This is a genomic window from Streptomyces marokkonensis, from assembly GCF_039539045.1.
Classification (GTDB): Bacteria; Actinomycetota; Actinomycetes; order Streptomycetales; family Streptomycetaceae; genus Streptomyces; species Streptomyces marokkonensis.
This window is the reverse complement of the sequence record NZ_BAABCQ010000007.1, coordinates 24,554-38,114: the sequence shown is the minus strand read 5'-3', so window position 1 is coordinate 38,114 and position 13,561 is coordinate 24,554. Positions and strand designations below refer to the sequence as shown.

Genomic DNA, 13,561 nt, shown 5'->3' with positions numbered 1-13,561 from the left:
GTGCACTCCGCGGTTCTGCTGATCGAGTTCGGTTCCATCATTCTGGGGCTCGGACTGCTCGGCCGGTTCGCCGGCCGGTACCGCCTCTCCCCCATCCCGCTGTACCTGCTCGCCGGTCTGGCGTTCGGCGAGGGCGGGCTGCTGCCACTGGGCGCGAGCGAGGAGTTCGTCGCCACCGGCGCCGAGATCGGCGTCATCCTGCTGCTGCTGATGCTGGGTCTCGAATACACGGCCGGTGACCTGGTCACCAACCTCAAGTCCCACTATCCGGCCGGCCTCGTCGACTGCGCGTTCAACGCGGTGCCCGGTGCGGTGGCCGCGCTGCTGATGGGCTGGGGCCCGGTGGCCGCCGTCGTACTGGCGGGAGTGACGTGGATCTCGTCGTCCGGGGTCATCGCCAAGGTGCTCGGAGACCTCGGCCGTGTCGGCAACCGGGAGACCCCGGTGATCCTGAGCGTGCTGGTCCTGGAGGACCTGGCGATGGCGGTGTACCTGCCGATCGTCACGGCTCTGGTCGCCGGGGCCGGGCTGATGACCGGCAGCATCACGCTGGCGGTCGCGCTGGCCGCGGCGGGTCTGGTGCTGTTCGTGGCCGTGCGTTACGGCCGTTTGATCTCGCGGTTCGTCTCCAGCGACGACCCGGAGAAGCTGCTGCTGGTGGTGCTGGGCCTGACGATCCTGGTCGCGGGCGTCGCGCAGCAGCTCCAGGTGTCGGCCGCGGTGGGGGCGTTCCTGGTGGGCATCGCGCTGTCCGGGGAGGTCGCGGAGGGTGCGCACACGCTGCTGAGCCCGCTGCGGGACCTGTTCGCGGCCGTCTTCTTCGTCTTCTTCGGGTTGCACACCGATCCGGCCAGCATTCCGCCGGTCCTGCTGCCCGCGCTCGCGCTGGCGCTGCTCACCGCCGTGACGAAGATCGCCACCGGGTACTGGGCGGCGCGGCGCGCGGGGATCTCCGTCAAGGGCCGATGGCGCACGGGCGGCGCGCTGGTGGCCCGGGGCGAGTTCTCGATCGTCATCGCGGGCCTCGCGGTCTCGGCCGGTATCGAACCGTCCCTGGGTCCGCTGGCCACGGCCTACGTCCTCATCCTGGTCGTCCTCGGTCCCCTCACCGCCCGCTTCACCGAGCCGCTGGCGAGCCGTCTCTTCCGCCACCGCGGCAATCCCGACCGTCCCGCCGGCCTACCCGGCGGGAGTGACGGGAAGGCCGGGACCGACGGGACGCCGCGGACGACGGGGGCGGAGGCTTCGGTGGGCGACTGACCTCGCCCATCGGCCCCGGCACGCAGGTGCCGGGGTTCGTCCTCCTCCGGCCGTGCCGGTGTGGCAACCCGGATACGACGACCCCGGTGCAGCCGTGCGCAGTTCCGCAGGCCCGCACCGGCCCGCGCCCCCGATCCGAACCGCCCGCCCGCCCGCCCGCCCGCGTCAGGTGCCCGACACGTCCTCGGCTTCCGGCGTCCGGGGCGTCCACCCCTGCCTGCGCAGGATGCCCGGCACGTCCGGTGCCTCGTAGTGGTCGCCCTTGAGGACCTTTCCGTCGGCTCTGCGGCTGACCCGCCCGTCGGGTCCCAGCTTGGTCATGTTGGCGCGGTGGACCTCGGCGATCACCGCGTCCAGGTCGATGCCGTGGACGAGGGCCGTGCCGTACGCGACGTAGACCACGTCGGCCAGTTCGTGCGCGAGCCGGTCGAGCGGGCCCGTCACCGACACCTCGGCGGCCTCCGCGGCCTCCTCCGCGAGCAGCTCGCCCCTGTGGGCGGCCAGGTCGGGCGAGACCTCGGTCGGAGCACTGCGGGCGTCCAGCCCGAAGGCGAGATGGAAGGCGCGGACCAGGTCGGCGGGCGAGGAACTCATGCCGACGACTGTAGCGAGCGCCACTGACAACCGGCCCCGGACGCCCGAGCGGCCTCTGTGTGAGCTCGGCCCTGGTCAGCGGTGTTGCGGACTGGCAGGATCGCGCCCATGTCCACGCTGTTCTCCCGTATCGGCAGGCGCCGGGCCGTTCAGGGTGCGGTCGCCGGTGCCGTTACCCTCGGGCTGCTGCTGTGGTGGCTGCTGCCGCTGGGCGAGGAACCGCCGGGCGGGACCATCACCTTCAGCACGGGCACCCGCGCGGGGGTCTACCAGAAGTACGGCGAGCTGCTGCGCGCCGAGCTGCGCAAGGACATGCCCGGCCTGAAGGTGCGGCTGACCACCAGCGCGGGCTCGCAGGAGAACGTCGAGCGTGTGGCGTCCGGGGAGGCCGACTTCACCATCGCGGCGGCCGACGCGGTGGAGACATACAAGATCGCCGACCGTCCCGGCGCCGAGGGGCTGCGCGGTGTGGCCCGTCTCTACGACGACTACGTGCAGCTCGTGGTGCCGAGTGACTCGGACATCCAGACCGTGGCCGACCTGCGCGGCAAGCGGGTGGCCATCGGGCTGCCGAACTCGGGCGTACGGCTGATCGCCACCCGGCTGCTGAAGGCCGTGGGCATCGACCCGGAGAGGGACATCACGCCCCATGCGGACGGGATCGACACCGGACCCGGACGGCTGGGCGACGAGCTCGACGCGTTCTTCTGGTCGGGCGGGGTGCCGACGGACGGGCTCAAGCAGATAGCAAGGACCACCGCCTTCCGGTTCGTCCCGATCGGCGAGGACCTCGTCACCAAACTGCACGAATCCGGCGGTGCCACCCGCTACTACCGCACCACCAACATGCCGGAGTCTGCCTATCCCACCGTGCAGAACGGTTCCGTGGTGCCCACGATGGCGGTGTCCAACCTGCTGATGACGCGCGCGGACTTGGATCCGCGGCTCACCGAGTGGCTGACCAGGACGGTGCTCGACAGTCGCGACGGCATCGGAGCGACCGTCCACTCCGCGCAACTGGTGGACCTGCGTACCGCGATCTACACCGACCCGCTGGAACTGCACGAGGGTGCCCGGCGCTACTACCGGTCGGTCAAGCCGTAGTCCGGAGTGCCACGACGCTGCCCGGGACCGCCGGTCGGTGGTGAGCCCGTGACTGCTACGGCTCCGTCCGCGCGCCCGACCCCGATCCAGCCGCAGCCCCAGTCCCAGCACCAGCACCAGCACCAGCACCAGCCCCAGACATCGGCCCGGATCTCGGCACCGTGACCGTCACTTCGAGGCCGTGCGGCTCGTGGTGGCCGAAGGAGACCGAGCCGTCGCCGGCCGCGAGCAGTGCCCGGCAGATGGACAGGCCGAGGCCGGAGCCGTTGATGTTCTGGTGCCGGCCGCTGCGCCAGAAACGGTCACCCACGCGCGTGAGCTCCTCGTCGGTCAGCCCGGGGCCGTTGTCGGTGACGACGACGGTCGCGGCGTCACCGGTGGAGGCGACCGTGACCCGGACGGTCTCGTCGGCCGGCGTGAACTTCACGGCGTTGTCGATGACGGCGTCCAGGGCGCTGGACAGCGTCACCGGGTCGGCCCAGCCCGTGGTCGGCGGGCAGTCCCCGACCAGCCGCACACCCTTGGCCTCGGCCGTCGGTGACCAGGCCGCCATCCGCTCGGCGGCCACCGCGCCGATGTCGGTGACCTGGAGGTCGGCCCGGCTGTGCTCGGCCAGCGCCAGGTCGAGCAGGTCGTCCAGGACCCGGGCCAGGCGCTTGCCCTCGGTCTGGACGGAGGCGATCTCCTCGTTGCCCTCGGGCAGTTCGAGGGCGAGCAGTTCGATGCGCAGCAGCAGTGCCGCGAGGGGGTTGCGCAGCTGGTGCGAGGCGTCGGCGACGAAGGCACGCTGCTGTTCCAGCACGTCCTCCACGTGGTCCGCCATCTCGTTGAACGACCGGGCCAGGCGTCTGAGCTCCGGCGGCCCCCCGGCCGGCGCGACCCGGGACTTGAGCCGGCCGGTGGCGATGTCGTGGGTCGTGGCGTCCAGGACGCGTACCGGCCTGAGCACCCAGCCGGTCAACCGGAGCGCGGCCCCGACGGCGAGCAGCATCGCGGCGATCTCCCCGGCGCCGACGACCAGCCAGCCGCGCAGGGTGCGCGACCGCATGGAGTCGGTGGGCGAGTCGGTGACCACGACCGCGACCACGTCCCCGTCCCGGATGACCGGCGAGGCGACCACGAGCCGGCCGTCCTCCCAGGGCCACACCTGCTCCGGGTCGTGACTGCGGCGGCTGAGAAGTGCTTCGTCGAAGGAGTCGCGCACCTCGCCCGTCTGGGGCAGGAACCAGGTCGTGGGCGCGTTGGCCATGGGGATGTGGTTGCGGTAGAAGACGCCCGCCTTGATGCCGTAGACCTCGTGGTAACTGGTGAGTTCGGTCTGTAGAGTCTCCAGGCGTTCGTCCGTGCTCGTCCGCCGCGATCCGCCCGGCACGTCCTCGGTGACGAACTGGGCGAGCGCGGCGAAGCGTGCCGTGTCGTCTATGCGGTCGATGACGACCTTCTGCTGTTCCGCGCGGGCACCGCTGATGCCGAGCGGGACACCGAGCGCGAGCAGTACGGCCGCCATCAGGACGATGAGCAGCGGGAGCAGGCGTGTGCTCACCCGGCCCCGCTACGCGGTGGGGGCGACGAGGCGGTAGCCGACGCCGCGGACGGTCTCGATGAGCGTCGGCATGCGCAGCTTGGAGCGCAGGGAGGCGACGTGCACCTCCAGCGTGCGCCCGGTCCCCTCCCAGCTGGTGCGCCACACCTCGCTGATGATCTGCTCCCGACGGAAGACCACTCCCGGACGCTGTGAGAGCAGGGCGAGGAGATCGAACTCCTTGCGGGTGAGTTGGACAACCGAGCCGTCCACACTGACCTGGCGCGTGGACAGCTCGATGTGCACCGCTCCGAGGCGCACCACGGTCCCGGCGCTCCCCGGGGCGTCCTCGTGGACGGTGCGCCTGCTGACGGCGTGGATACGGGCGAGCAGCTCTCCGGTGTCGTAGGGCTTGACCACGTAGTCGTCGGCCCCGAGGTTGAGGCCGTGGATGCGGGAGCGGACGTCGGCGCGGGCGGTGACCATGATGACCGGGGTGCTGGTGCGCTTGCGGATCTTGCCGCAGACCTCGTAGCCGTCCTGGTCGGGCAGGCCGAGGTCGAGCAGAACGACGCCGAAGCAGTCGCTCTCGGGGACGAGCGCCTGGAGTGCCTCCTCGCCGTTGCGCGCGTGGGTGACGTCGAAGCCGTGCCGCGCGAGGATCGCGGACAGAGCGGCGGCTACGTGGTTGTCGTCCTCGACGAGCAGCAGTCTCATCCGGGCCTCCTTCGGTTCATCGGCCGTACTCCTGGCACAGGTAGAAAGACGCGTGCACACGCGCGTCCACCCTGTGCAGTGACGCCGATGGAGGGGGACGGCGTCAAGAGGGTTCCGGTTGCGGCCGCTCGAAGTTATCCGGCCGATATGAGCCCTGCTCACAAGTGCTACGACTCGTGTCCGATTGCTATCGGATCGTGATGCTCAGATTCCCCTCAGATGTAGAGACGCAGGTCGTCCGGCGTTACTACTGTCCTCCGAAACCGAGGAGGACGGAGCCCGAGAGCGATGACCGAAGTATCGGTGGCCAAGGAAGATGTGGCCGCGACCGGCGAACTGGTCGTCCTGAGGAGTGTCAACAAGCACTTCGGCGCGTTGCACGTGCTCCAGGACATCGACCTGACGATCACCCGCGGCGAGGTTGTCGTGGTCATCGGACCCTCCGGGTCCGGTAAGTCCACCCTGTGCCGCACCATCAACCGCCTGGAGACCATCGACTCAGGATCGATCGCGATCGACGGCAAGCCCCTTCCCGCGGAGGGCAAGGAGCTCGCCAGGCTGCGGGCCGACGTCGGCATGGTCTTCCAGTCCTTCAATCTCTTCGCGCACAAGACCGTGCTCGAGAACGTGACCCTGGGCCAGGTCAAGGTCCGCAAGAGCGACGCCAAGGCGGCCGAGGAGAAGGCCCGCGCCCTGCTCGACCGCGTGGGTGTGAGCGCCCAGGCGGACAAGTACCCCGCGCAGCTCTCCGGCGGTCAGCAGCAGCGCGTCGCCATCGCGCGGGCGCTGGCCATGGACCCGAAGGTCATGCTGTTCGACGAGCCGACGTCGGCTCTCGACCCCGAGATGATCAACGAGGTCCTGGAGGTCATGAAGCAGCTCGCCGAGGACGGCATGACCATGATCGTGGTCACGCACGAGATGGGCTTCGCCCGGTCGGCGGCCAACCGCGTGGTGTTCATGGCGGACGGCCGCATCGTCGAAGAGGCCACGCCGGACCAGTTCTTCAGCAATCCGCGCAGTGACCGCGCCAAGGACTTCCTGTCGAAGATCCTGCACCACTGACGCTCCCGGCGCGGCCGCGGCGTACCGCGTCGCCCGCCCTGGCGGCCCGCCCCGGCGGCGGCCGCGTCCGATCGCCTGATCCTCTGATCGTGCGATCACAGCTCGATCGCAACTCGATCACAGCCAAAGGATGTTCACCATGAAGCTCCGCAAGGTCACCGCCGCCTCGGCCGCCGTGTTCGCCCTCGCCCTGACCGCCACCGCGTGCGGTTCCGACGACGGCGGCGACGACAGCGGTTCCTCCGGTGGCGGCGACAAGAAGATCACCATCGGCATCAAGTTCGACCAGCCGGGTCTCGGCCAGAAGACCCCGGACGGCTACGAGGGCTTCGACGTGGACGTCGCCACGTACGTCGCCAAGAAGCTCGGCTACACCGAGGAGCAGATCGAGTGGAAGGAGTCGAAGAGCGCCGACCGCGAGACCATGCTCCAGCGCGGTGACGTCGACTTCATCGCCGCCACGTACTCGATCACCCCGCAGCGCCAGGAGAAGGTCGACTTCGCCGGCCCGTACCTGCTCGCTCACCAGGACGTGCTGCTCCGCGCCGACGACGACAAGATCAAGTCCCCGGAGGACCTGAACGACGCGAAGCTCTGCTCGGTCACCGGCTCGACGTCGGCCCAGAACGTCAAGGAGAAGCTGGCGCCCAAGGCGCAGTTGCAGCCCTACCCGACGTACTCGGCCTGCCTGCCCGGTCTGCAGAACGGCGCCATCGACGCGCTGACCACCGATGACTCGATCCTCGCCGGTTACGCCTCCCAGAAGCAGTTCGAGGGCAAGTTCAAGCTCGGCGGCTTCAAGCTGACGAACGAGAACTACGGCATCGGCGTCAAGAAGGGCAGCGACCTCAAGGACAAGATCAACACGGCTCTTGAGGAGATGGTCTCCGACAAGTCCTGGGACAAGGCCGTGAAGGACAACTTCGGCCCGGCCAACTACAAGAACGAGCCGGCGCCGAAGATCGGCGACATCAAGAGCTGAAGCCGGGCCTGACAGGGTGCGCCGTCCTCCGGAAGGGACGGCGCACCGGGGCGGGCATCCCTACACGCGGAAGCGCGGGAGATCGTGTTCGACTTTCTTAAGGATTACGACCTGCTGGGAGCCTTCTGGACGACGGTGCAGCTTGCTGTGCTGTCGGCCGTCGGCTCCCTGATCTGGGGCACCGCACTGGCAGCCATGCGGGTCGGCCCGGTGCCGCTGATGCGCGGCTTCGGGACCGCGTACGTGAACACCGTGCGGAACATCCCGCTGACCGTCATCATCCTGTTCACGTCGCTGGGCCTGAACCAGACGTTGGGAGTGTCCCTCGGCGCGGACACCGTCGAGACGATCAACTTCCGGCTCGCCGTGCTCGGTCTGATTCTCTACACCTCGTCCTTCGTCTGCGAGGCGCTGCGCTCCGGCATCAACACGGTGCCGGTCGGGCAGGCGGAGGCGGCCCGGGCGATCGGGCTCAGTTTCGGCCAGGTGCTGCGGCACGTGGTGCTGCCGCAGGCGTTTCGTTCCTCCGTCGTCCCCCTGGCGAACGTGTTGATCGCGCTCATCAAGAACACCACGGTGGCCGCGGCCATCGGTGTCGCCGAGGCGGCCCTCCTGATGAAGGAGATGATCGAGAACGAGGCACAGCTGCTGCTGATCTCCTCGGTCATCGCCTTCGGTTTCGTGGTTCTGACGCTGCCGACCGGCCTGATTCTCAGCTGGGTGGGCAAGAAGGTGGCGGTGAAGCGATGAGTTCCGTTCTCTACGACGCCCAGGGCCCCCGCGCGAAGCGGCGCAACATCGTCTTCACGGTGGTCTTCGTGGCGGCCCTCACGGCCCTGCTGTGGTGGGTGTTCAGCACCCTCGACGAAAAGGGCCAGCTCGAGTGGGCCCTGTGGAAGCCGTTCTTCTCCGGCTCCGAGGCCTGGTCCACCTACATCTGGCCGGGCCTGCAGAACACCCTGAAGGCAGCCGCCCTCGCGGTGGTCATCGCGCTGCCGCTCGGCGCGGTCCTCGGCATCGCCCGGCTGTCGGACCACGTGTGGGTACGGGTGCCGGCCTCGATCGTGGTCGAGTTCTTCCGGTCCATCCCCGTGCTGGTCCTGATGATCTTCGGCCTCGCCCTGTTCGCCGAGTACACCAACGTCAGCTCGGACGACCGCCCGCTGTACGCGGTGGTCACAGGACTCGTGCTGTACAACGCCTCGGTCCTCGCGGAGATCGTCCGGGCGGGCATCCTGGCCCTGCCCAAGGGCCAGTCCGAGGCGGCGATGGCGATCGGCCTTCGCAAGGGCCAGGTGATGCGGACCATCCTGCTGCCGCAGGCGGTCACCACGATGCTGCCGGCCATCGTCAGCCAGCTCGTCGTCATCCTGAAGGACACCGCGCTCGGTGGTGCCGTTCTCACCTTCCCCGAACTGCTCGCGTCGGCCAACACGATGAGCGCCTACTACGGCGCCAACGTCATCGCCAGCTTCACCGTGGTCGCCGTGATCTTCATCGCGCTCAACTTCCTCCTCACGAGTTTCGCGAGCTGGCTGGAGCGCCGGCTCCGGCGGGCGAAGAAGTCGACCGGTGCGGTACTCAAGGCGGACGACACCCCGGCGAACACGGGAGCAGCAGTCTGACACTCGGTCAACTCGTATGACCATCGACGGAGGTCGTGGCGTGATCGCCACGGCCTCCGTCGCTTGACGCGGACAGCGGCAGTAGGTTGCATACGTTCTGTGACCGTGCACCCTGCTCCAACGTCCTGTTCACCTGCGTCCCCCGGGACACCGACACGGGCAGGGGGCTCCGCACCGTGGACCCGGTGATCATCACGGGAGCGGGGCCCGTCGGGCTCACGCTCGCCCTGGCACTGGCGCGGCAGGAGGTGCCCTGCGTCGTCCTCGACGAAGGGCCGGGCAAGGACGAACCCCGCCCCGCCCGCACCGTCGTCCTGCGCGAGGACGCCGTCGCCCTCGTCGAGCGGCTGACCGGCACACCACTGGCGGGGCTGGGTCTGCGTTGGGCCGGATGGCGGTCGATGCGGCGCAAGCAGGTGACAGCGAAGGTCGGGTTCGGCGACACGGCCCCGGCGCCACTGCACATCGCGCAGCACGAGCTGACCCGGGTCCTGCGCACGGCGCTCGCCCGCGAGCCGCTCGTCAGGATCTCGGTCGACAGCCGCCTGGACGGGATCGAGCAGGAGGCCTCCGGCGTCACGGCCCACACCCGCGGTCCCGGCGGGACCTGGTGGCGGGGCAGCTATCTGGTCGGCTGCGACGGCCCCCGCTCGACCGTCCGCAAGCTCCAGGACATCCGCTTCCCCGGCCGTACGGGGGTGGAACGGTACGCCGTCGCCGCACTGCGTACGGAACTCCCGTGGGCCGACGAGGCGTTGCTCCACCGGATGCCGCCATGGCGTACGTCCGGTCCGTCGGCCGGCGAGATCGTCGGCCGCCCCCTGTTGAACGGCGTGTGGCGCCTCGACTGGCTGCTGCCCCCCGGCAAGGACCTGGTCACGCCCGAAATGCTGGTGAACCGGGTCCGCGAGACACTCACCGGCTGGGCCGGCGGGCCGCCCCCGTCGTACGAACTCCTCGACACCGGCGTCCACACGGTCCACCACCGGCTGGCCCGCCGCTGGCGGGTGGGCCGCGTACTCCTCGCCGGCGACGCCGCCCACCTGCTGGGCGCGCTGGGCACACAGGGATTCGAGGAAGGGCTGCTGGACGCGGACAACCTCGCCTGGAAGCTGGCCCTGGCCTGGCACCACGGGCCACGCGACGCACTGCTCGACAGCTACCAGCAGGAGCGGCGCACGGCGATCGCCGCACGACTGCGCGCCGCCGACCAGGTACTGCCGCTGCTGCGCGGCGGCGGAGGACTGCGTACCTACATCCCCGGCTCCACCCGCGGCAACGACACACTGCTGGCGGACGGTCACCTGGGGCGCGGAGCGCTCGGTGCGCCGGGGGCGTACGCCGACTCACCGCTCGCGCCCGGGCAGCTCGCCGGGGAGGTGCCCGTCGCCACTCCCCACGGAGCGCCCGTCACCGACGTGCGGGTGACAGCGGAGGACGGCACGTTCGTACAGCTGCGCGACCGGCTCGGACGCGGAGCGCTGCTGGTGCTGCTGGTCGCCCCGGGTACGGGTGTCTGGGACCGCAAGCACTGGGTGACCGCCGGGATCATGCCCCGGCTGGCGGCGGCGGTGACGGCGCTGCCCCACCACGCCGAACTGCTGGTCGCCGAGGCCTACCCGGGTGCCGCGGCGCACACGGTGTTGTTGGTACGGCCCGACGGTCACCTGGTCACGGCGCTGAACGGGGTGCGCCCAGCCGACCTGTACGCGGCGGCGGAGGCGGTGCTGGGCGGGGCGAGGGCGGGGAGCACGCCGGGCGCGGAGGCCGCAGAGGCCAAGGAGAGGGAGGCGGGAGCGGGAGCCGCAGCCGGCTCCCGCTGACCGGCGGTTCCGAGTGCCCGGCCGTTCCGAGTGCCCGGCCGTGACGGATGGTCGACAGCCCGGACGACCGGCCCGTCCCGGGTGATCGGCAGCCCGGGTGGTCGCCGGTGGCTCGTAGTCGAGGCCGCGCGGGGCGGAAGAGATCTGACTCGTGGAGGGTCGGGCGGCGCCGGCTCGGACTCGGCGGCGAGGGAGTACGGCAACGGAGTAGTACGGCGACCGGCTCCCCGGCACCTCGGCCGGGTCTCGGCGCTGGGTCAGAATTCCTCGTCGCCGAGGAACTCCGTGTCCTCCCCCTCCTCTTCCAGTGCCCGCCGGACCACCCGTAGGGCCATGCCTTCGGGGTAGCCCTTACGGGCCAGCATGCCCGCGAGGCGGCGCAGCCTCTTGTCGCGGTCGAGGCCACGGGTGGTGCGCAGCTTGCGGGCAACCAGCTCGCGTGCGGTCTCCTCCTCCTGGTCGGAGTCCAACTGCGAGACTGCCTCGTCGATGAGTGTGGCGTCGACGCCCTTGGTCCGCAGCTCGCGGGCGAGGGCGCGCCGGGCCAGCCCGCGGCCGTGGTGCCGGGACTCGACCCAGGCTTCTGCGAAGGCGCCGTCGTTGATCAGGCCGACCTCCTCGAACCTGGACAGCACTTCCTCAGCGGCCTCGTCGGGAATTTCCCGCTTGCGCAGGGCGTCGGCGAGTTGCTTGCGGGTGCGCGGGGTCCCGGTGAGCAGGCGAAGGCAGATCGCCCGTGCCTGCTCGACCGGGTCCCGCGGAGGCTCCCCCTTCTCGGCCCTCGACGAGGAAGTGGCACCTCCGTCCTCGGTGGACGGCTCCGCACGCTCGCGCCGCCGGCGTCCGCGCCCGCCGCCGCCCGTTCCGCCGCCGCCCGTCACCCGGCGGGGTCCGCCCCCGTGGCGGACCCCGCCGACTCCGTGGCGCGCCCCGCCGTCACCGGGTACGCCCGAGTCGTACGGGACGTCGGCGCCGTACGGTTCGAAGCCATCCGCAGCCGGGCCGTCCGCGGCGACGGACAGGTCCGTCCCGTCCGCAGCCGCCACTACCCCGTACGCGGCGTCCTCCGTCCCGGCGGAGCCGACGGCGCCCGGTCTCCCTCGCTCGCGCTCCCGCGAGGCGTTGTCCGGGTAGGCGTACTCGGCCCAGTCGGTTCGTCGTGTCACGGGTCAGCTCTTGGCTGCCGCGGCCTTGGACTTGGTGGCCTTGGCGGTCGCGGGGGCGGGCACTGCGGGTGCGGCGTCGGCCGGGGCGGCGGAGGCGGCGTCCGTGCCCGGCTCGGTGGCCGGCTCCTCGGGACGTACGCCGACGCCCAGCTTGTCCTTGATCTTCTTCTCGATCTCGTTGGCCAGGTCGGGGTTGTCCTTCAGGAAGTTGCGCGAGTTCTCCTTGCCCTGGCCGAGCTGGTCGCCCTCGTACGTGTACCAGGCGCCGGCCTTGCGGACGAAGCCGTGCTCCACGCCCATGTCGATCAGGCCGCCCTCGCGGCTGATGCCCTGACCGTAGAGGATGTCGAACTCGGCCTGCTTGAACGGCGGCGCGACCTTGTTCTTGACGACCTTGACGCGGGTGCGGTTGCCGACCGCGTCGGTGCCGTCCTTCAGCGTCTCGATGCGTCGGATGTCGAGTCGCACCGAGGCGTAGAACTTCAGGGCCCGGCCACCGGTCGTGGTCTCGGGAGAACCGAACATCACGCCGATCTTCTCGCGGAGCTGGTTGATGAAGATCGCGGTGGTCTTGGACTGGTTGAGGGCGCTGGTGATCTTCCGCAGGGCCTGGCTCATCAGACGGGCCTGCAGACCGACATGGCTGTCACCCATCTCGCCCTCGATCTCCGCGCGCGGCACGAGGGCTGCGACGGAGTCGATGACGATGAGGTCGAGGGCGCCGGAGCGGACCAGCATGTCCACGATCTCCAGGGCCTGCTCACCGTTGTCCGGCTGGGACAGGATCAGGTTGTCGATGTCGACGCCGAGCTTCTGCGCGTACTCGGGGTCGAGGGCGTGCTCCGCGTCCACGAACGCGACCTGGCCACCGGCCTTCTGCGCGTTCGCCACTGCGTGCAGGGTCAGGGTCGTCTTGCCCGAGGACTCGGGGCCGTAGACCTCGATGACGCGGCCGCGCGGCAGGCCGCCGACACCGAGGGCCACGTCGAGCGCGGTCGACCCGGTCGGGATGACCTCGATGGGCTCCCTCGACCGGTCACCCATGCGCATGACCGCGCCCTTGCCGAACTGTCGTTCAATCTGTGCGAGCGCGGCGTCCAGGGCCTTCTCGCGGTCGGTTCCTGCCATGGGTTCCACCCGGTTTGCTTGATTCGATCGCTTCACGTCAAAGACGCTAATGCCTGCCACTGACAATCCACCCTGATGCGGGTCCGTCCTGTGGATAACTCGGTCTTCTTTCCGTACAAACCCAGTCGAATCACCCGTCACGAGCCTCGCCAGAGCCTCCATAAGAATGGATGTTCGATTTTTGTGTCAAGCGCATCACGAGCACCTACGAGCGTACGTCTGCCGGGCCGGCGGCCAGGTGGCTAGAGTGCGGACGCGACGTGGAGGAGGGGGACACCATGGCCCAGGTCAGCATCAGTCTCGACGCGGAACTGGTGGTGGAGGTGATGGTCCTGGCGGGCATCGGCACGCCCCAGGACGCCGTCGAGGCGGTGGTGCGGGACTACATCGCCCGCGGCCACCGCACGGAGACCCGTACCGAGTCCAAGGACCGGAACCTGCGGGAGGTCGACGCCAAGCCGCAGGAGCCGCAGGCCTGATCCCCCGCGCCCGCGAAGCCACACCCGTCGCCCGGGCTCCGCACCGCCCGGCCGCTCTCCCGTACCGCGCCGGACCGGCCCCTTACTGAACGCGGC

The 13,561-nt window shown here is 70.1% G+C and carries 13 protein-coding genes; 8 read left to right on the top strand and 5 right to left on the bottom strand.

Annotation, left to right across the window (positions count from 1 at the left end; translation table 11 throughout):
• Entirely contained in the window at positions 1 to 1,260 is a 1,260-nt protein-coding gene (locus ABEA26_RS02990; protein WP_345588900.1) for a cation:proton antiporter, read from the top strand.
• Positions 1,261 to 1,425: 165 nt separating this feature from the next.
• Here ABEA26_RS02990 and ABEA26_RS02985 read toward each other — a convergent pair whose 3' ends face one another.
• Complete coding sequence (locus ABEA26_RS02985; RefSeq protein ID WP_345588898.1) at positions 1,426 to 1,854, bottom strand: pyrophosphohydrolase domain-containing protein; 429 nt, start codon at positions 1,852 to 1,854, stop codon at positions 1,426 to 1,428.
• Positions 1,855 to 1,962: 108 nt separating this feature from the next.
• On the opposite strand from ABEA26_RS02985, the gene ABEA26_RS02980 reads away from it, so the two are divergent.
• Positions 1,963 to 2,958, top strand: coding sequence for a TAXI family TRAP transporter solute-binding subunit (locus tag ABEA26_RS02980; RefSeq protein ID WP_345588897.1), 996 nt, complete (start codon positions 1,963 to 1,965; stop codon positions 2,956 to 2,958).
• Between the two features lie 55 nt (positions 2,959 to 3,013).
• Here the strand turns inward: ABEA26_RS02980 and ABEA26_RS02975 are convergent, their stop codons facing one another.
• Together ABEA26_RS02975 and ABEA26_RS02970 are read right to left on the bottom strand one after the other, a co-directional pair.
• Positions 3,014 to 4,501 (bottom strand): HAMP domain-containing sensor histidine kinase, encoded by a 1,488-nt coding sequence (locus ABEA26_RS02975; RefSeq protein ID WP_345588895.1) that lies wholly within the window; start codon positions 4,499 to 4,501, stop codon positions 3,014 to 3,016.
• A gap of 9 nt (positions 4,502 to 4,510) precedes the next feature.
• The gene (locus ABEA26_RS02970; protein ID WP_345588893.1) at positions 4,511 to 5,197 is read right to left on the bottom strand and encodes a response regulator transcription factor; all 687 of its coding nucleotides are present in this window, start codon (positions 5,195 to 5,197) and stop codon (positions 4,511 to 4,513) included.
• Positions 5,198 to 5,485: 288 nt separating this feature from the next.
• Between ABEA26_RS02970 and ABEA26_RS02965 the strand changes: the two genes are divergently transcribed.
• The 5 genes from ABEA26_RS02965 to ABEA26_RS02945 all read left to right on the top strand — a co-directional run bounded on the left by ABEA26_RS02965 (position 5,486) and on the right by ABEA26_RS02945 (position 10,692).
• A complete protein-coding gene (locus ABEA26_RS02965; RefSeq protein WP_345588891.1) occupies positions 5,486 to 6,262 on the top strand; it encodes an amino acid ABC transporter ATP-binding protein in 777 nt (258 codons plus the stop codon).
• Between the two features lie 139 nt (positions 6,263 to 6,401).
• Positions 6,402 to 7,244: a glutamate ABC transporter substrate-binding protein gene (locus tag ABEA26_RS02960; RefSeq protein WP_345588889.1), complete on the top strand. Its 843-nt coding sequence runs from the start codon at positions 6,402 to 6,404 to the stop codon at positions 7,242 to 7,244.
• 84 nt (positions 7,245 to 7,328) lie between these two features.
• Complete coding sequence (locus ABEA26_RS02955) at positions 7,329 to 7,994, top strand: amino acid ABC transporter permease (protein WP_345588887.1); 666 nt, start codon at positions 7,329 to 7,331, stop codon at positions 7,992 to 7,994.
• On the top strand, positions 7,991 to 8,869 hold the full coding sequence (locus tag ABEA26_RS02950; protein WP_345588885.1) for an amino acid ABC transporter permease: 879 nt from the start codon (positions 7,991 to 7,993) through the stop codon (positions 8,867 to 8,869). Before ABEA26_RS02955 ends, ABEA26_RS02950 begins: the two co-directional genes overlap by 4 nt.
• A gap of 176 nt (positions 8,870 to 9,045) precedes the next feature.
• The gene (locus ABEA26_RS02945) at positions 9,046 to 10,692 is read left to right on the top strand and encodes an FAD-dependent monooxygenase (protein ID WP_345588883.1); all 1,647 of its coding nucleotides are present in this window, start codon (positions 9,046 to 9,048) and stop codon (positions 10,690 to 10,692) included.
• A gap of 257 nt (positions 10,693 to 10,949) precedes the next feature.
• Here the strand turns inward: ABEA26_RS02945 and recX are convergent, their stop codons facing one another.
• Positions 10,950 to 11,858, bottom strand: coding sequence for a recombination regulator RecX (gene recX, locus ABEA26_RS02940; protein ID WP_345588882.1), 909 nt, complete (start codon positions 11,856 to 11,858; stop codon positions 10,950 to 10,952).
• 3 nt (positions 11,859 to 11,861) lie between these two features.
• The gene (gene recA, locus ABEA26_RS02935; RefSeq protein WP_345588880.1) at positions 11,862 to 12,986 is read right to left on the bottom strand and encodes a recombinase RecA; all 1,125 of its coding nucleotides are present in this window, start codon (positions 12,984 to 12,986) and stop codon (positions 11,862 to 11,864) included.
• A 278-nt stretch (positions 12,987 to 13,264) separates the two neighbouring features.
• On the opposite strand from recA, the gene ABEA26_RS02930 reads away from it, so the two are divergent.
• Complete coding sequence (locus tag ABEA26_RS02930; protein WP_345588878.1) at positions 13,265 to 13,465, top strand: type II toxin-antitoxin system VapB family antitoxin; 201 nt, start codon at positions 13,265 to 13,267, stop codon at positions 13,463 to 13,465.
• Positions 13,466 to 13,561: the final 96 nt, after the last annotated feature.